This is a genomic window from Aeromonas sp. MdU4 (genome assembly GCF_041929505.1).
In the GTDB taxonomy this organism is placed as follows: Bacteria; Pseudomonadota; Gammaproteobacteria; order Enterobacterales; family Aeromonadaceae; genus Aeromonas.
Genome location: NZ_JBHFMW010000013.1, coordinates 17,129 through 35,367, shown reverse-complemented (window position 1 = coordinate 35,367; position 18,239 = coordinate 17,129). Strand labels below are relative to the sequence as shown.

Here is an 18,239-nt window from a genome sequence, read left to right as displayed (position 1 = left end):
TATGGATTGATGCTAATATCAGGTGATAATTACTACTATGTATTATAAAAATTGAAATGCTCTTTATGGGATTTAAAACTCCCCTGTATCTTCTGCTATGGCATCTTCCATTCTATCAATGGGAAGATTGCTATATATAGAGAAATCAAAATCATCGCCAAACTTAAGTTTGGCGGCTTTTAAAATCCTGATAGAATCATTGCCAATTCTAGAACGTTGCCTCCAATAACATTGGTTGTTTTTATTGGCACCATCTAAAATGGTTGTCAACTGTTCTTTTGAATATTGTTCAATCTCTTTGTCTATATATCTATCAAAGTACAAGTCAGCTCGTTCAAAATCAAAGCTGTTTACAAAGCATGCAATGCCAAAATCACGGTATTCAGAAAGCAAGCCAAATTCATGACATACATCTCTTAGCCTATCCTGATGCCTTTTATTCAAAAAACAGCCGTTTTCACCATATTTTTTATAATAATTTTCAGAAATCCATCTTGTTAGTTTTTTAATATGTTCTTCTGGAGTTTCAAAAAGGAAAAATGCAATGCCAAAATATGATAGGTCATCCTTCAATACTGGTTTTATTAACTCTTTTGCTGAATCTTCCAGTGCATCATAGATAGTCTTCTCCATAGAAATAAAATCAATTAGTGTTTTGATCGTTTCAGGGTCTTTAGATATATATTGAATAATATGCAGGTTCTGCTTTGATCGACTCTATCATGAACTGCCGTTCTTTTTCAAAGATCAGTTTCAGCGCTCTCGTATTGATCTGTCTGTTATCAGTTGAATTTTTGTCTTCAGATCTAAAGGCGAATTTCCAAAGACCTTTGAAAATTTTTGCCAAAACTTCTTTGTTTATTGCTTTTAGGTATTTTGATTCTATGTATTTATTAAGTGCAGTGTCTGATGGGAATAGATTTTTTACTTTTTCTAGGTCCAGTAGAAATGATGAAAGGACTTTTTGAGACATGAATGGGGGTTTGCTCAGCATTACCTCAATACTATTTCTAATATCACTTCTAATCATTTCCTGGGTTGGTTCAAAAAGAGTATCTTCATCACTAATAACGGGATGTGCAGATAGATGGCGGTGATCTTGAATAAGCATTACTTTATGATTTGAGGCTGTATCTAGGAGTTGTGTCCTCTCAAAAACCTTCTTTATAAGTTCTTTTTCCCATTTTGGAGAATAAGGATCGTCTTTTTGTAGTGTTTCAATCTCAAGCAATATTTTTTCGGCGGTTGTATCACTATGAAGATCTCGCAATTCCTGCAGTTTGAAAATTATATCACAGACTACGACTGACCACAGCATGACAGTGGCTGATCTATAACATCCATTCGCATAGCACTTGTATACTTCCTCAAAATATTTCTTTGTCCTATGGTCATAAATTTTATTTTTATGAGATTCTAAAGAAAAGCTTTTAATGTCCATCTAATTCTCTTTAGTTCTATTAATTAACATGGACGCTTACCGTTTCTTGGAATCGTTTGGCATCCGTTTCTATCTCGTAAGTTGAAGTTCGTAGATATAAAGTGTATGTTACTTATAGATAATAGATAAGCATGTTATATTAATCTAGCATAGTTTAAAGCAAGTTCTATAACATCCGGTGTGAATTTTTGCTCTGTTCTTATACTGTTGACTGATGGTAAATAGGCAATGTTTTTCTCGGCACATATTTTTTCACAAAGTGCGATGACATAAATTAAGTTGGTATTATCTAGGGATAACCCTTTAAATGAGTCCTCAACGCTATAAAACTTCACACTTGGAATATTAGCACTTTCAATACTGGTTAGCCTTTGGTTAAGGTCTCCAAGTTGCTTTTCATTTTTGGCAAATTTATCCTCTATTTCTTTAAATTTCGACTCAGCTTGCCTTATATATTGGCTGAGAAGTTGAGATTGCTTTGCTTGTTGATCTGCAAGTTGCAAAATAAATGAGTCATCGTTTTCTTTAGGCGCTGGATAGATACCGTACTTTCTTAAGGCTGGCATTACCTCATGATAAACCCAACGTTGAAATTTTTTCGCACCACTACTCTTAGCTCTTGACACAACCCTATATATTCCTGGCTCAGTTACAAAGTGCTCATATTTAGTATCTTGACCTCGTTCACCACCAATGATTTCTGTATGCCGCTCATCGTCATCTAGAGCAGAAATGGATTCTCGTAAGAAAGAAGACTGATTTGTTGCATTACTTCCCTCAAGGATCTGAGACTCTTTTGTTATGGCTTTTACAATATCACCCAAACTAAATAAAGTGATGCCATCTTTTTGTATAGTTCTTATTTCTAATTCACCTGATGATGAAGGGTATAACAGAATCTCAAACATTTATTCACCTGTCTTTTAAAAAGGAAATCCGAGCTCGTGTATTGTGCTTTATTTCGTTCATCACGTATGTTGGGCTAACCCTCGTAGGTTGGTGCTGAACGAAGTGAAGCCCAACGTTTACCGAGAAAAATAAATTCGATTTGGTTGTTGATTTCGGCATGGTAAAAATTTATCTTTTTTTGGAAATCATATCTCTCATTTGTTGGGCTTCGCTGCGCTCAGCGCCAACCTACAACACATCCCAAGTCGATTATTCCCGACCCGAGTTACTATCAATGGCCCAATCTGGCCCAATCTGGCCCTATCCATCCTGCGGCGATATGGCGATGAATGGAGGAGTAAGGCCAATCGACCGGCTTGGCACAATAACCATGTTTGACCGGATTGAAGTGGATGTAATCGACATGGGCTTGCAGATCTTTGTCATCCCGGATCAGATGCTCCCAATAACGGCGTTGCCAGATGCCGCGTTCCCGTTTTCTGAGTCGGCTCTCCCGTATTCGTTCTGTTTTGGCAATGCCCCGTGAAAAGCCTGCCTTGATCAGAGACCAGCGCATGGGATAGTCACTGTCATCTGGTGGTAGTTGCCAGATGGCATGGAGATGATCCGGCATCACCACCATGGCAATAATCTCGAAGGGGTGTTGCTGTTTGACGTGGCGGATCACTTCACGCAGAAGGTCGATATGACGTATCAGTAGATCCTGCTTGCGGTCAGCCAAGTTGACGGTGAAGAACCAACATGCCCCGCTGGTTGTTGCTCGGCGATAGCGCATGGTTCTCCTTTCCGGTATCGGGTGATGTATCCGGTCTGTCCGGTTGCTCCGAATAGCCACCAACCGAATAACCACCAACTGACCGAGGGCACGCGTGTTGGGCTTCGCTACGCTCAGCGCCAACCTACGAAATGCATCAATCACTGTGCAAAGCCCACGCTACCGCCCGTGGATTACAGCTTCCAATATGCTCCATTGACCAGCGCGGGCAGCAGCCCATCGCAGCAATAGGCACCGGATGACTATGTTAAGCCAATCGAATCTGCTCTCACCAGTCAAAAAGTGACTTAACCGTCAGTAATGATTGAATTTTTGCGCTGGCTCAAGAAATTGTGGCCGAGCCGCGGTGGGTTAGAAAAAAATGACGGTTCCGGATTTCCGACACTGGTGCAATAAATGATGGCTGGTATTTGGCTTGCGCGCTGTTGCTGTCAATAAATAGGGGGAGATAGGGAGAGTAAAACCATCCCGTAATAGGGTTATTGGCGTTGGTTTTTTAATCGACATTTGACAGAAAGCATAAATATATCTAGCGGAACATTATAAGCATAGATCAAAATATAATTTATCAAAAAAATATAATGCCGATACGATGACCGTCTTTTTTGTATTTCAATACATCTCACGGCTATTAAAATGAAAATAAACCCATCTCTGTTAAATCGCTCGCTGGACCATATTGAGCGACTTGGTAATAAATTTCCACCCCCATTTATGATATTTATCTGGTTGATGGTTGTGACTGTCATCACATCTGCACTGCTGAGTGCTCTGAACGTGCAGGTTGCGCTTGAAAAAATAGAGAGTGGGGCGGTGACGCATACGCTCATTACGGCCAAAAGTCTGCTCGACAAAGATGGCCTGCTGTTTATGTTGAATAACACCCTGAGCAATTTTACCGGCTTCTTTCCGCTTGGTACGGTCTTTTTCATGATGCTCGGGGTGGGGATCGCTGAAGGATCAGGTTTGCTGCGCATCCTGCTTTCATATCTGGTCACCATTACCCCCAGAACCATGATCACCAGCGTCATTGTGCTATTGGGTATTTTTTCAAATATTGCCTCTGCGGTGGGGTATATCGTGCTGGTTCCCCTCGCCGGTTTGATCTTTTTGCAATTCGGTCGTCACCCGATTGCCGGTCTGGCGGCTGCATTTGCCGGGGTGTCCGGGGGATGGAGTGCCAACCTGTTGATCGGTGCGACCGATGCCACCTTTGCCGGTATTTCAACCGCTGCGGCCAGGGTGATTGAGCATGGCTACAGTGTGCAGGCCACCTCCAACTGGTATTTTATGATTGTGTCTACCTTCCTGATTACCCTGGTTGGCACATTGGTGACCGATAAAATTATTGAACCAAGATTGGGGGACTATCAGGCAACCGACAATGCTGGAGAAGAAATAACCAGGCGGGATATATTCGCGCTGAAAATGTCAACTCTGGCTGTGCTCGGCTATATTGCATTGATTGTGTTGGCATTTTTGCCTGCCAACTCGTTGCTGAGGAGTGCCGCCACCGGTGGACTAACCGATTCACCTTTGATGAAAAACCTGATCGTGTTAATCGGGTTAGGCTTTGCCGTGTGGGGTGTCACCTTTGGTTATGTCTCCAGAAAGTTTAAAAGCGCCAATGACATTGCCAACACCATGACCCAGTCGATCACCCAACTGGCAGGATTCTTGGTATTAATATTTTTTGCGGCACAGTTCATTGCCTACTTTAGCTATTCCAATCTGGGCATTATTCTGGCCATTAAAGGTGCCAATGGCTTGCAGGCCACCGGCTTGACTGGCATCTGGCTGATTTTGGCGCTGGTACTCTTGACGGCATGCCTCAATTTGTTAATTGCGGTTGATTCGGCCAAGTGGGCTATCATGGCGCCGATTTTTGTCCCCATGTTTATGTTGCTTGGCTTGTCACCCGAATTGACTCAGGTTGCCTATCGCATTGGTGACTCGGTAACCAATATCATTGCGCCGACCATGCCACTGTTTCCCCTGATTGTTGCGTTTTGCCAAAAGTACAATCCTAAATTAGGTGTCGGCTCGGTAGTGGCCATGATGATCCCTTATTCGGTGGCCTTCCTGGCGGGTTGGACCATCCTCTTGATTATCTGGTTTTCCCTTGGTTTTAATCTGGGGCCGGATGCCGGATTGCATTTTCAACTAAACCAGATGTAACCCTACAGGGTGTGCCACACCACCCGTAGTTTATAAAAACGAATTACTGGCAAGAATGACGGAGAAGTTAATAATGAATGCAGAAATTACCTGGCTCGAAAACATGACCTTTGTTGCGACCGCTGACAGCGGTCATGGGGTGGTCATTGATGCTCCGGTGGATAAGGGTGGCAACAACCGTGGTTCCTCGCCCATGGAATTACTGTTGATGGGGGTTGGCAGTTGTACCGGCATTGATGTGTTGAATATTTTAAAGAAAGCCAAACAGCAGGTTACCTCGCTGCGAGTCAATGTCGAGAGTGTCCGTGAACAAGCAGACCCCAAGATATTCACCGCAATTAAAGTGATTTATCACTTTAAAGGTAAGGAGCTCTCCAGAAAGCATGTCGAGAGAGCGGTGAGTTTATCTGCTGAAAAGTATTGCTGTGTTTCGATTATGTTAGGGAAAACGGCAGAGATTACTCATGAAATTCATATAGAAGATGAGTAATCGCGTGTTATATCACTGGCAATAGCAGTGGCCAGACTCGCCAACGCCGCTCAGGCGAGCAGACAGGATGCAAGGCAGGGCAACTGGTGGCCAACGGGTGAGAGTGATAAATTCACGCGCTGATTTATCAGGTGGTTCAAGAGAGTTAAATGGCAAACGTATCTGTAGTGCTGGCAGCGCTGCTGCTGACGGGGGCTGCCCAGGCCGCCCCTGCGGTTTTCTCCCCCGAGTCGGGTGTGTTGTGCGACAAGAAGGCGGGGTTTTGTGCCGATAGTCAGGGGATCTCCATGGGGTTGACCCGGATCCATCTTGGCGACAAGGCGCAGGCCAAGCTGATGAAGACTTTTGGCTCGATTGATGGGGTCGATATGGGCAGTTACACCCTGAGCAATAAAGTGCACTGCGAGAGCAGCGAAAAGCAGTGTTATCAGGATCGCTACTTTCCGCGCACCAAAGAGAGCAAATACAGCGCCATGCTGTTCAAGCAGGGCAAGTAACGGTAGCAAGGTTGGCAACGGGGGAGCATGGCTCCCCCTTTTTCTTGCTCGCCAGTCATGATTGCGACACTATTGACTCCCTTTGATAAACAGGCTGGCAGCGGTGGTCCGGCTGGAGGCTGTGACCGGCTCGCTGCATGCGGGCTATGACGGGATCATTCGCGGGACAAAAGGAGTAGAGCAGGATGATGGAAGGGACGGAATGGCGCTGGCTCAATGAGCCAACCGAGTGGCACCAGAGCAGCGACGGCTTGCAGGTGGTGACAGACAAGCAGACCGATTTTTGGCGCAGCACCTGGTATGGCTTCGAGCGCCACAGCGGTCATGTCTATGGCTGTGAGGTGGCGGGTGAGTTTACCTTTCAGGTCTGCGTCGAGGGGGAGTTTTCCACCCTCTACGATCAGGCGGGACTGATGTTGCTGCAAGACGAAGCACACTGGCTCAAGGCTGGCATCGAGTACAACGACGATCAGCCGATGATCGGCAGCGTGCTGACCAATCCGCGCTCTGACTGGGCCACCGGCATTTTCAGCGGCAATCCGCGCCGTTTCTGGCTGCGGCTGACCCGGCTGGCGGACTGTCTGCGCCTGCAATACTCCACCGATGGCAAGGTGTGGCCGCTGCTGCGCCTCGCTCCGTTCCCGCCCAGCGAGCGCTGCTTTATCGGGGTGATGTGTTGCACCCCGGAGCGGCAGGGGTTGGCGGTCCGTTTCTCTGACTTGCGCCTCACGGCGCCCCTTGGCAAGGCGCTGCACGACCTTGGGTAGCGGTTTATCGCCAATAGTTGTTAAACAAAAAGCGCCATCAGGCGCTTTTTGTTTAGTTACGTTGAACGCTATCGGCTCAACGCGCGGCGTGTTTACCCATGGCGGGCTTAGCCGATCAGGCTGGCCCACAGGTCATATTCGTCGGATTCGTCGATCCGCACCTTGACCATGTCCCCCGGCTTGAGGCCGGTTTCGCCGTTGAGGTAGACCAGACCGTCGATCTCCGGCGCATCGGCGAAGGAGCGGCCAGTGGCGCCCTCTTCATCCACTTCGTCGATGATAACGGTCATCTCCTGACCCACTTTGCGGGCCAGCTTGCGGATGGAGACCTGCTGTTGCAGCTCCATAAAGCGCTGGAAGCGCTCTTCCTGTACCTCTTCCGGTACCGGATCCGGCAGCTCATTGGCCAGCGCTCCTTCGACCGGGCTGTATTTGAAGCAGCCGACCCGATCCAGCTCCGCCTTGTCGATGAAGTCCAGCAGCATCTGGAAATCTTCTTCGGTCTCGCCGGGGAAGCCGACGATAAAGGTGGAGCGCAGGGTGATCTCGGGGCAGATCTCGCGCCACTTCTGGATCCGCTCCAGAGTGCGCTCGACGGTACCCGGGCGCTTCATCAGTTTCAGGATGCGCGGACTGGCGTGCTGCAGCGGGATGTCGAGGTAGGGCAGAACCTTGCCATCGCGCATCAGCGGGATGACGTCATCCACGTGCGGATAGGGGTAGACGTAGTGCAGACGTACCCAGATATCGAGCTTGGCCAGCTCTTCGCACAGGGCGACCATGTTGGTTTTGATCGGCATGCCGTCGTAGAAACCGGTGCGGTGCTTCACATCGACGCCGTAGGCGGAGGTGTCCTGAGAGATCACCAGGATCTCTTTCACGCCCGCTTCTTTCAGGCGCTTGGCTTCAGCCAGCACTTCGCCGATGGGACGGCTCACCAGATCCCCGCGCATGGAGGGGATGATGCAGAAGGTGCAGCGGTGGTTGCACCCTTCGGAAATCTTCAGATAGGCGTAGTGACGCGGGGTCAGCTTGACGCCGTGGGCCGGTACCAGACTGGTGAAGGGGTTGTGCTCCGGTTTGGCCACATATTTGTGGACGTGACCCAGCACCTCTTCGTAGGCGTGGGGACCGGTGATCTCGAGTACTTTGGGGTGGATCTCGCGGATCTGATTCTCTTTGGCGCCAAGGCAGCCGGTGACGATCACCTTGCCGTTCTCGGCCAGCGCTTCGCCGATCGCTTCGAGCGACTCCTGCACGGCACTGTCGATAAAGCCACAGGTGTTGACGACAACCAGCTCGGCATCGTCATAGCTGGGCACCACGTCGTACCCTTCGGTACGCAGCTGGGTCAGGATGCGCTCGGAATCGACCAGGTTTTTCGGGCAACCCAGGGAGACGAATCCTACTTTGGGGGCCTGTTTTGTGTTGGACATCGCTCAATCACTCTTAGGTGGCTTCTCGTTAAGGGCGCGGATTTTACCGGAATGGTTAACCAAAAACTATACAGCCAGCAGGGGAGAACCGAACAATATCTCCGAGGGGGCAGGATTGGGGTGCACGCAGCCCCCTGATGGCGCGCCATTGGTAGGGAGATTGCGGCGCGGGTGCACACTTAGCGGCACAACGCCCACTTTGTTGATTTTCATATCAACTAAGGGGAGCGCGGGGGCGGGTGTCACTATACTCCCATCACGGTATCTGCGAGATACCGGGTGCAGTCGCGAACAAGATAGCGTGATAGGGGTATGGAGAGCGGGATGGAAAGTTCATTTGGCGAGAGAATGCAGAGCGTGCACGCCACCCTCAGGCAGCGTTTTGACAAGTTGAGCCGGGTGGCCATCGCGATCTATGACCCCCACACGGATCAGCTCAAGACCTTTGCCCACAGCACCGAGGGCCACTCGCCGCTGGTGCAGTATGAGGTCAAGCTGAGCGATGTGCCCTCCCTGCGTTATCTGGCGGAGCACCATCAGTCCCGGGTGCTCGGCGATCTCGATACCCTGCGCGGCTCCGCGTCGGAGCACAGCCGCAAGCTGCTGGCGGCGGGCTATGCCTCCAGTTATACCGAGCCGCTGCTGTTTAACAGCAAGTTGTTCGGCTTTCTGTTTTGCGATGCGATGGAGCCGGGTTATTTCAACGAGCCGATCCGAAGCGAATTGTCAGTCTATGCCCAGGTGCTGTCGGCCATCATGGCGGTGGAGTTTTTCTCCATTCAGACCCTTGGCGGGGCGTTGACCACGGCGCGGGAGTTCAGTCGCTATCGGGATGAGGAGACTGCCAACCATCTGCACCGGATGTCCGCCTACTCCCGGCTGATCGCCAAGACGCTGGCCCCCGCCAGCGGCCTGAGCGATGAGGAGGTGGAGTTTATCTACCTGTTTTCGGAGCTGCACGATATCGGCAAGATTGCGGTGCCGGACGCCATCTTGCTCAAGCCGGGCAAGCTGACGCCGGAAGAGTTCGAGATCATGAAGATCCACCCCGGCAAGGGGCGGGAGATGATCAGCCTGATGATCAACGAGTTTGGCCTCGATGGCATTCACCACACCGACATGCTGACCAACATCATCGCCAGCCATCACGAGCGTTTCGATGGCACCGGCTATCCGCTGGGGCTGGCGGGGGAGGCCATTCCGCTGGCGGCGCGTATTGTGGCGGTGGCCGATGTGTTTGATGCCCTGACCAGCGAGCGCCCCTACAAGCAGCCCTGGCCGTTCGAGACGGCGTTTGCCTATCTGGAGGAGCATGCCGGCAGCCAGTTCGATCCCGCCTGCGTCGCCGCGGCCCTGCACAACAAGGCCGAGTTTTATGCCATCTATCAGCAGTATCAGGATCCGGCCAGTTCACCGGAGGCGGGCGATGAGAAACCGGCTTGAGTGAGATGGACGCCAGCGCACAGGGGATCACAGGGGATAAAGGGCAAGCACTGAGGGCCAACGATGCAGAGCATAAGAGAAGGGGACGCTATTGGGCGTCCCCTTTGCATTTGTCAGATTTGATGGCCGCTGTTTTTTGGCTCGTCACTCGCAGCCCGTTATGGCTTGGGCGGCGGCTCGTTTGACTGGCCGAGGTGGTCGGCGTTGGCGCTTGAACAGCCGCAGGGGCGGATCTGCTTGTCCGGCCGCTGCTGGGCCAGCCGATTCTGGCGCCACCAGATGATGGTGCCCATAGCCAGGATCAGTACGAACGAGGCGAGCAAGCTCAGCAACCAGATGGACATGATTTCTCCTCCTTGCGGTGGTGACAGCCGCCTGCGTGGCGATCGGGCGGCCATGATGTTGGCTGCAAGTATGGCCCTGCGGCGGTTGATGCGCCTGATTATGATCGTGAGTGCAACAGTCTTCTGATTGACTGTTTCGCTGACGTAACAATGGGTAAGAGTATGGAGAAAGTGCCGCGGTTGGCCCGAGTGGGCAGGCTCGATGATGTGGAGGCCGACTCGCGCTGAGAATGCCTTACTGGCTCTTGTCAGATTGGTTAAGGCAAAAACGACACAGGCCCGAACAGAGGTTCGGGCCTGTGGTTTTTACAGCGGATGGCGGGGGCCATCCCGGCGAGCTTATGCCTGTTTGGCCTCGGCCACAGGAGCTGCACTTGCGGCACTTTCGCTGCCATTGGCGAAGCGGTCGGCCCACAGGGCAATCACGCCATCACCGGTGACGTTGCAGGCGGTGCCGAAGCTGTCCTGTGCCAGATAGAGGGCGATCATCAGGGCGATGGAGGCATCACCAAAGCCGAGCATGGAGGTGAGCAGGCCCAGTGCCGACATCACGCCACCACCCGGTGCACCCGGGGCGGCGATCATGATGATGCCCAGCATCATGATGAAGGGCAGCATGGTGCCATAGCCAGGGATGGCCAGATGTTCGGAGAGGAACATCACCGCCGTGGCGCAGGTCACCAGAGTAATGGTGGAACCACTGAGGTGAATGGTGGCGCACAGCGGCACAGTGAAGTTGGCGATGCCGTCGCTCACCCCATTGTTCTTGCTCGACTGCAGGGCGACCGGAATGGTGGCGGCGCTCGACATGGTCCCCAATGCGGTGAAGTAGGCAGGCAGCATGTTCTTGATCAGCTGGGCCGGTGAGCGGCCCAGGGCCAGGCCGGTGCCGATAAACAGCACGGAGAGCCAGATCCAGTGCATCAGAATGGCCATCACCAGCACCACGCCAAAGGTTTTCAGGGTGGCGAACACGGTGCCTTCTACCGTCATCTCGACAAAGACGCCAGCGATGTAGAACGGCAGCAGCGGAATGATCACCTTGGCCAGCAGGCGGTCGATGATGTCACGGCCCTGATCGGTCACCCGGCGCAGATCGGTCGCCTGGGTGGCGCTGATGCCGATACCGAAGATGAAAGCGGCGGCCAGTGCCGACATCACGCCAAACAGCGGCGGGATCTCCAGATTGACGTAGGAGGCGAGCTTGACCGCCTCGGCGGCTGTGGGCTCGGCGGCGGTGGTCAGCTGCGGGATCAGATGGCTTGCCACGGTAAAGGCGAACAGGCCCGCCAGAATAGTGGAGCAGTAGGAGAGCGCCACGGTTTTGCCCAGCAGCTTGCCGGAATTTTGCGGCAGGCTGGCGATGCCGCTCATGATAAAGAACAGGATGATGAGCGGAATAGTGAAGGTAATGAGCTGACCGATCACTGTCTTGGCCGTAAACAGCACGCGCGCCACCCACTCAGGGGCGTAGAGACCGAGCAAGAGACCGGCAAGGATGCCAGCAATGAGTTTGAGGACAAGTTTCATAAGGAAATCCGGTGTTGGGTGTATGGTCTGTTTTGTTATTTGATTTTGATATTAATCGAACTTTCTAACACAGAATCCGCGTTATGTCTGCTTTTGACGCGTTAATGCCGAGTTAAATATTGTCGACAGCGATGAAGGCCGACTTGCTGCCAGCTCACGGTCGGGCCGAAAAATCCGTGATGAATTAGCCCGTTAGGGGGCAAGATGATCGTCACGCAGCAGCATGACGTAGTGGATGGCGGTTTCGCTGGCGGTTTGATGGACATATTGCGACGTGCTGGCCGGGGCAGGTTCCATCGGTGCAAGTTCCATCGGAGCCGGTTGCAGCGGCAGCGCGGTGGTAGTGACGAGCTGCTGTATCAGCTGGTCGTGGCTCATCTCGCAAGCGGGTAGCAGGGAAAAACAGAGTGGAGCGCCCGGTTTGAGCAGGGTAACCAGCGGTTGCAACAGAGTGACGAGGGTAGCCGGTTCGCCATCGAGGGGGCGGCTGAGCCAGATGCCATCGTACGGGAGCACGGAATGCAGCTGTGCAAGGGAACAGACCCGGACGGCTTGTCCTGACCGTTGTGACGCCACTCTGGCCTGGGCCAGTTCCGGCTCGCAGGCGGTGACCATATAGCCCTCTGCACGCAGCCAGAGCAGATCGTCCCCGCCGCCACACTGGCCATTGAGCAGATGTGCGCCGGGCTTGAGTCGCGCGACAAAGGCGGCCCGAGCGCAGGCTTGCGGGTGGGGCAAGGGCTGGTTGTGGGGGATGGCGTCAGAATGTGGCACTGGGATTACCTCAAGCAGGGGGCGCACACACTAACAAATTCGGGGTCGGGGTGGCAAAAGTAAAGACGAGCTATCGGCCTCCCGTCTGGCATCCGGACTCATCGTCAGAATCTGGTCGCAGGCCCATTGGGCAGGGTCAACAGGGTGAACATGCTGTCGAGCAGAAAGTCCGCCTCTTGCGGAAGATCGACCCGATCGGGGAAATGGAGCCAGTTGATGATATAACCATCAAGCATGCAGTGCAGCAGGGTGGAGGCTCGGCGTATATTGAGGTTGGCTGGCAGCTGGTTGCGCCGAATGGCATTGGTCAGCGTGGTCTCGAGATCCCGAAAAAAGTGGGCGGACTGGCCACGGATATGTTCACGCAGGGAGATGGCTTCGCCTTCCAGTGACTCCAGATTAAAGAGGATGGTGAACATCTGGCGCTGGGCCGGATTGTGGCTGAAGTTGTGCAGTATGCCGGCAAAAAACAGGCGAAGCTGACCGAGCGGATCCGGTTCATCTTCATTGAGGCAGGCATCGAGCTGGTGTGCGAGCGGAGAGCAAAGCTCCTGCCAAAGCGAAATGAAGAGCTCGTCCTTGTTTTTGAAGTGCCAATAGATGGCACCACGAGTCAGCCCGGCGGCGTTGGCAATGTCGGTCAGGCTGGTTTTGGCCAGGCCCTGAGAGCAGAAGAGCTCCAGCGCGGTACTCATGATATGACTGCGCGTCTGTTGCGCCTCTTCTTTGGTTCGTCTGGCCATCGAAATTTGTGCCTCATGTAAGCAAAAAGTGACTTACATACATTTATGAATGTATGTATATTGCCTCATCTTTCGACTATTTACCAACAGGGCCCACGCGGCCCTGATTGTTCATTGACTGACAAAGGCTCAGGTGTTTCATGGATAAACATATTCTTGCTCGTTCGGTGGGTCTTGCCTTGCTGGCAACAGGCTTGCTGGCTGGTTGTGGTGACAAGGGCGGTGCGCCGCAGGGACAGGGCGGCATGCCCCCGGCAGCAGTCAATGTGGTGACCCTGCAGACTGGTCCGTTGATGTTGACGACCGAATTGACTGGCCGCAGCGCGCCGCTGCGGGTGGCGGAAGTGCGTCCGCAGGTGAGCGGTATCATCCTCAAGCGTCTCTTCACTGAAGGAAGCGATGTGAAGGCCGGTGATCTGCTCTATCAGATCGATCCGGCGGTCTATCAGGCGGCGGTGGCCAGTGCCAAGGCCAATCTGGCCAAGGCGCAGGCCAATGAGCAGAGCGCCCGCCTCAAGGCCAAGCGCTATCAGGAGCTGCTCAAGGTCAAGTCCATCAGCCGTCAGGACTATGATGACGCCGATGCCAGCTGGAAACAGGCACAGGCCGAGATCATGGCGAGCAAGGCAGCCCTGCGTACCGCCGAGATCAATCTGGGTTACACCCGTATCACTGCCCCCATCAGCGGTCGCATCGGCAAATCTGCGGTCACCGAGGGGGCGCTGGTGACTGCCCAGCAGGCGGATAGCCTCACTGCCATCCAGCAACTCGACCCCATGTATGTGGATGTGCGTCAGTCCACCGCCGACCTGCTGCGCCTCAAGCGACTGGTCGCCGAAGGCAAGCTGACTCAGGATGACCAGAAAGGGGCCAAGGTGACCTTCCAGCTGGAAGATGGCTCTGCCTATGGGGAAGAGGGCTCGCTGCAGTTCTCTGACGTGACGGTGGATGAGACCACCGGCATGGTGACCCTGCGGGTGATCGTGCCTAATCCCACCCATCTGCTGCTGCCGGGCATGTTCATGCGTGCCACCCTGCAAGAGGGTGAGCGGGCGCAAGGGCTGCTGGTGCCGCAAACCGCAGTGACCCGCACCCCCAACGGCGGCGCGACCGTGATGGTGGTGACCGCTGACAACAAGGTGGCGCTGCGCAATGTCCAGCTCAGCCGCATTGTGGGTAGCAACTGGGTGGTGGAGTCTGGCCTCACCGCCGGTGAGCGGGTGATCGTGGCGGGTCTGCAGAAAGTGCGACCGGGCGCCGTGGTCAACCCGGCTGAGCAGGCTGCGGCTCCCGCTGCTGCCAACACCCCGGCCAACAAGTAGGATGGAGTAGTCGCCTCATGGCTCGATTTTTCATAGACAGACCCATTTTTGCCTGGGTGATCGCACTGGTGATCATGCTGGCGGGCAGCCTGGCCATCATCAAATTGCCGGTTGCCCAGTATCCGAGTATTGCGCCGCCAGCGGTGAGTATCTCTGCCAGCTATCCGGGCGCCTCTGCCAAGACGGTGGAAGATTCGGTGACCCAGATCATCGAGCAGAACATGACCGGTCTGGATCACCTGCTCTACATGTCATCCCAATCCGACTCCGCTGGCCGGGTGTCGGTAACCCTGACCTTCCAGCCGGGTACTGATCCCGATATTGCCCAGGTGCAGGTGCAAAACAAGCTGCAGCAGGCAATGTCGCTGTTGCCGCAAGAGGTGCAGCAGCAGGGTGTTCGGGTGCAGAAAACCTCCAGCAGCTTCCTGATGGTGGCGGCGTTCATCTCCAGCGATGGATCGATGAACAACGACGATCTGGCGGACTATGTGGTCTCCAACATCAAGGAGCCGCTGAGTCGTCTGGACGGGGTGGGGGAGATCACGCTGTTTGGTAGCCAGTACTCGATGCGGATCTGGCTCGATCCCAACAAACTCAACCGGGTGCAGATGACCCCGAGTGATGTGCAACTGGCCATCAAGGCGCAGAACGCTCAGGTCGCTTTCGGCAAGCTGGGTGGCACGCCCTCGGTAGAGGAACAGCAGTTTACGGCCACCATCATGGGGCAAACTCGCCTCTCCACGGTGGAGCAGTTCAACGATATCCTGCTGCGGGTGAATCAGGATGGCTCCAAGGTGCGGCTGAAAGATGTGGCCCGGGTTGAGCTGGCTGGCGAAAGTTATGATGCTGACGCGCTCTATAATGGCCAATCGACCGCGGCGATCGCCGTCAAGCTGGCCACTGGCGCCAATGCGCTGGATACCGCCGACAAGGTGCGTGCCCGACTCAATGAGCTGTCGGATTACTTCCCGGCCAACATGGAGATCGTCTATCCCTACGACACCACGCCATTTGTGAAGATCTCCATCGAGGAGGTTGCACAGACTCTGATTGAGGCGATCTTCCTGGTGTTCTGCGTGATGTATCTGTTCCTGCAGAACTTCCGCGCCACCTTGATCCCGACCATTGCTGTGCCTGTGGTACTGCTCGGTACCTTCGGGGTGATGGCGGCATTTGGCTTCTCCATCAACACCCTCACCATGTTTGGTATGGTGCTGGCCATCGGCCTGCTGGTGGATGATGCCATCGTGGTGGTGGAGAACGTCGAGCGGTTGATGAGCGAGGAGGATCTCTCCCCGCTGGAAGCGACCCGCAAGTCGATGACCCAGATCACCAGTGCTCTGGTGGGGATCGCCTTGGTGTTGTCCGCCGTATTCGTGCCGATGGCCTTTTTCGGCGGGTCGACCGGCGCCATCTATCGCCAGTTCTCGCTCACTATCGTGTCGGCCATGGTGCTGTCGGTGCTGGTGGCGTTGATCCTGACGCCAGCGCTCTGTGCCACCCTGCTCAAACCGATGAAGCATGGCGAGTTTGGTGCCAAGCGCGGTTTCTTTGGCTGGTTTAACAGCGCCTTTGATATTGGCACCGACCGTTACCAGCGCGGTGTGCGCAAGGTGATCAAGCAGGGCGTGCGCTACAGCGTCATCTATGCCGCCATGCTGGTGGTGCTGGGTGTGCTCTTTGTGCGGATGCCCACCTCCTTCCTGCCAGAGGAAGATCAGGGGGTCATCATGTCCATGGTGCAACTGCCGGTGGGGGCAACCAAGCAGCGTACCGAGGTGGTGTTGGCGCAGATGCGCGACTACTTCCTGAAGAACGAGAAGGATAACGTTGATGCAGTGTTGACCGTATCGGGCTTCAGTTTTGCCGGTAGCGGTCAAAACACCGGTATGGCATTTATTCAGCTCAAGGACTGGGGCGAGCGCAAGAGTCCGGAACGTAGCGCCAATGCCATCATTGGCCGTGCTATGGGTTATCTGTTCAGCATCAAGGAGGCGCAGGTCTTTGCCTTCAACCTGCCACCGATCCCGGAGCTGGGCACGGCGAGCGGTTTTGACTTCTATCTGCAGGACCGAGCCGGATTGGGGCACGACAAGCTGATGGCGGCCCGCAACCAGCTGCTTGGCATGGCGGCGCAGGATCCTACCCTGGTACGGGTGCGCCCGAACGGGATGGAGGATACGCCGCAACTGGATATCAAGATTGACTACGAGAAGGCGCTGGCACAAGGGCTCTCTATTGCCGAGATAAACAACACTCTGGCAACCGCCTGGGGCTCTTCTTATGTCAATGATTTCGTCGATCGTGGCCGGATCAAGAAGGTCTACATGCAAGCTGATGCCCCCTTCCGGATGAATCCGGAAGACCTGAAGCTCTGGTATGTGCGCAACAGCTCGGGCCAAATGGTCCCCTTCTCGGCTTTTGCCAGTACCGAGTGGAACTTTGGCTCGCCCCGTCTTGAGCGTTTTAACGGCGTGCCAGCGATGGAAATTGTTGGTGAAGCGGCGCCAGGCAAGAGTACCGGTGATGCGATGGCTGCCATCGAGCAGATGGTGAAACAACTGCCGGAAGGGGTGGGTATCGAGTGGACTGGGCTCTCCTTCCAGGAGCGTCAAGCCGGTTCACAGGCACCTGCGCTCTACGCGATCTCGCTGCTGGTGGTGTTCCTCTGTCTGGCCGCTCTCTACGAGAGCTGGAGCATTCCGTTCTCGGTGATGCTGGTAGTACCGCTGGGTGTTTTAGGGGCCATTTTGGCCGCTACGTTGCGCGGGCTTGAGAACGACGTCTACTTCCAGGTGGGCCTGCTCACCACCATAGGCCTGTCGGCGAAGAACGCGATTTTGATCGTCGAATTTGCCAAAGAGCTCTATGACAAGGGGATGGGGCTGGGTGAAGCTGTGGTGGAGGCGGCGCGTCTGCGTCTGCGTCCGATCCTGATGACCTCGCTTGCCTTTATCCTCGGGGTATTGCCGCTGGTGATCAGTACTGGCGCTGGCGCCAGCAGCCGTAACGCCATCGGTACCGGGGTGATGGGGGGGATGATCAGCGCCACCGTGCTGGCCATCTTCTTCGTGCCGCTCTTCTTCGTGCTGGTGATGCGCTACTTCACCAAACACAGCAGCAAAGAAGAGCGTCTGGCCCATACCCATGAGTCAAAACATGACTAATGGCATAGGGGTCAGGCAGCGCTGATCTGCGTACAATAAACATCCAGCTTGCTGTGGTCTGGCTGGCAATCAAACAGGGCAACCCCATGGGTTGCCCTGTTTTTTGATAAATTTTTAAGAAAAAAGTAAGCAAATATGATTTTGTTACAGGCCCCACCTCTGGATAGATGTAGATATCTCGCGAACCATCCCTTACAACAAGCCTCAAATTGCACTCACGATCAAATATTTTCACCTATTCATCGTCGGGGGAAACGGGATAGAATCACCTTTCAGGTAGGACTGAGGCGCAGGGATAGTGCGCTTATTCACCAGTAGTCTGTGATGTCTAAGCGCGATGTACATGGCCGAAACATAAAGATGCTGGAGGGCATGATGACCAACAGCGTGAGCAATGTGGTAAAAAGCAGCAAGCTGGGGGCT

General features: G+C 53.7%; 16 protein-coding genes. 7 read left to right on the top strand and 9 right to left on the bottom strand.

The features are described from left to right. Positions 1-72: 72 nt before the first annotated feature. The 4 genes from ACE1BR_RS06990 to ACE1BR_RS06975 form a co-directional block, all read right to left on the bottom strand. Positions 73-633: a hypothetical protein gene (locus ACE1BR_RS06990; RefSeq protein WP_374868838.1), complete on the bottom strand. Its 561-nt coding sequence runs from the start codon at positions 631-633 to the stop codon at positions 73-75. A gap of 40 nt (positions 634-673) precedes the next feature. Then, on the bottom strand, positions 674-1,441 hold the full coding sequence (locus ACE1BR_RS06985) for a hypothetical protein (RefSeq protein ID WP_374868836.1): 768 nt from the start codon (positions 1,439-1,441) through the stop codon (positions 674-676). Between the two features lie 134 nt (positions 1,442-1,575). Further along, entirely contained in the window at positions 1,576-2,349 is a 774-nt protein-coding gene (locus ACE1BR_RS06980; protein ID WP_374868834.1) for a Bro-N domain-containing protein, read from the bottom strand. A 272-nt stretch (positions 2,350-2,621) separates the two neighbouring features. Then, positions 2,622-3,125, bottom strand: coding sequence for a transposase (locus tag ACE1BR_RS06975; RefSeq protein ID WP_374868832.1), 504 nt, complete (start codon positions 3,123-3,125; stop codon positions 2,622-2,624). Between the two features lie 636 nt (positions 3,126-3,761). On the opposite strand from ACE1BR_RS06975, the gene ACE1BR_RS06970 reads away from it, so the two are divergent. The 4 genes from ACE1BR_RS06970 to ACE1BR_RS06955 all read left to right on the top strand — a co-directional run bounded on the left by ACE1BR_RS06970 (position 3,762) and on the right by ACE1BR_RS06955 (position 7,057). Then, positions 3,762-5,303, top strand: a complete 1,542-nt coding sequence (locus tag ACE1BR_RS06970; protein ID WP_374868830.1) for an AbgT family transporter — start codon at positions 3,762-3,764, stop codon at positions 5,301-5,303. 73 nt (positions 5,304-5,376) lie between these two features. After that, complete coding sequence (locus ACE1BR_RS06965; RefSeq protein ID WP_374868828.1) at positions 5,377-5,793, top strand: OsmC family protein; 417 nt, start codon at positions 5,377-5,379, stop codon at positions 5,791-5,793. A 149-nt stretch (positions 5,794-5,942) separates the two neighbouring features. Then, the gene (locus ACE1BR_RS06960) at positions 5,943-6,290 is read left to right on the top strand and encodes a YcgJ family protein (protein WP_374868826.1); all 348 of its coding nucleotides are present in this window, start codon (positions 5,943-5,945) and stop codon (positions 6,288-6,290) included. 185 nt (positions 6,291-6,475) lie between these two features. Continuing rightward, a complete protein-coding gene (locus ACE1BR_RS06955) occupies positions 6,476-7,057 on the top strand; it encodes a DUF1349 domain-containing protein (RefSeq protein ID WP_374868824.1) in 582 nt (193 codons plus the stop codon). A gap of 107 nt (positions 7,058-7,164) precedes the next feature. On the opposite strand, the gene rimO is transcribed toward ACE1BR_RS06955, so the two are convergent. After that, positions 7,165-8,493, bottom strand: a complete 1,329-nt coding sequence (gene rimO / locus ACE1BR_RS06950) for a 30S ribosomal protein S12 methylthiotransferase RimO (RefSeq protein ID WP_374868822.1) — start codon at positions 8,491-8,493, stop codon at positions 7,165-7,167. Between the two features lie 324 nt (positions 8,494-8,817). Here rimO and ACE1BR_RS06945 point away from each other — a divergent pair, with 324 nt between their 5' ends. Further along, complete coding sequence (locus ACE1BR_RS06945; RefSeq protein WP_374868820.1) at positions 8,818-9,936, top strand: HD-GYP domain-containing protein; 1,119 nt, start codon at positions 8,818-8,820, stop codon at positions 9,934-9,936. A gap of 158 nt (positions 9,937-10,094) precedes the next feature. On the opposite strand, the gene ACE1BR_RS06940 is transcribed toward ACE1BR_RS06945, so the two are convergent. The 4 genes from ACE1BR_RS06940 to ACE1BR_RS06925 form a co-directional block, all read right to left on the bottom strand. After that, entirely contained in the window at positions 10,095-10,280 is a 186-nt protein-coding gene (locus ACE1BR_RS06940; RefSeq protein WP_374868818.1) for a hypothetical protein, read from the bottom strand. Between the two features lie 339 nt (positions 10,281-10,619). Beyond that, positions 10,620-11,810: a dicarboxylate/amino acid:cation symporter gene (locus ACE1BR_RS06935; RefSeq protein ID WP_374868816.1), complete on the bottom strand. Its 1,191-nt coding sequence runs from the start codon at positions 11,808-11,810 to the stop codon at positions 10,620-10,622. Positions 11,811-12,002: 192 nt separating this feature from the next. Continuing rightward, positions 12,003-12,584, bottom strand: coding sequence for a hypothetical protein (locus tag ACE1BR_RS06930; protein ID WP_374868814.1), 582 nt, complete (start codon positions 12,582-12,584; stop codon positions 12,003-12,005). Between the two features lie 104 nt (positions 12,585-12,688). Next, complete coding sequence (locus tag ACE1BR_RS06925) at positions 12,689-13,327, bottom strand: TetR family transcriptional regulator (RefSeq protein WP_374868812.1); 639 nt, start codon at positions 13,325-13,327, stop codon at positions 12,689-12,691. 140 nt (positions 13,328-13,467) lie between these two features. Here ACE1BR_RS06925 and ACE1BR_RS06920 point away from each other — a divergent pair, with 140 nt between their 5' ends. Both ACE1BR_RS06920 and ACE1BR_RS06915 read left to right on the top strand, forming a co-directional pair. Beyond that, positions 13,468-14,649: an efflux RND transporter periplasmic adaptor subunit gene (locus ACE1BR_RS06920; protein ID WP_374868810.1), complete on the top strand. Its 1,182-nt coding sequence runs from the start codon at positions 13,468-13,470 to the stop codon at positions 14,647-14,649. A gap of 17 nt (positions 14,650-14,666) precedes the next feature. Further along, positions 14,667-17,816: an efflux RND transporter permease subunit gene (locus ACE1BR_RS06915; RefSeq protein WP_374868808.1), complete on the top strand. Its 3,150-nt coding sequence runs from the start codon at positions 14,667-14,669 to the stop codon at positions 17,814-17,816. Positions 17,817-18,239: the final 423 nt, after the last annotated feature.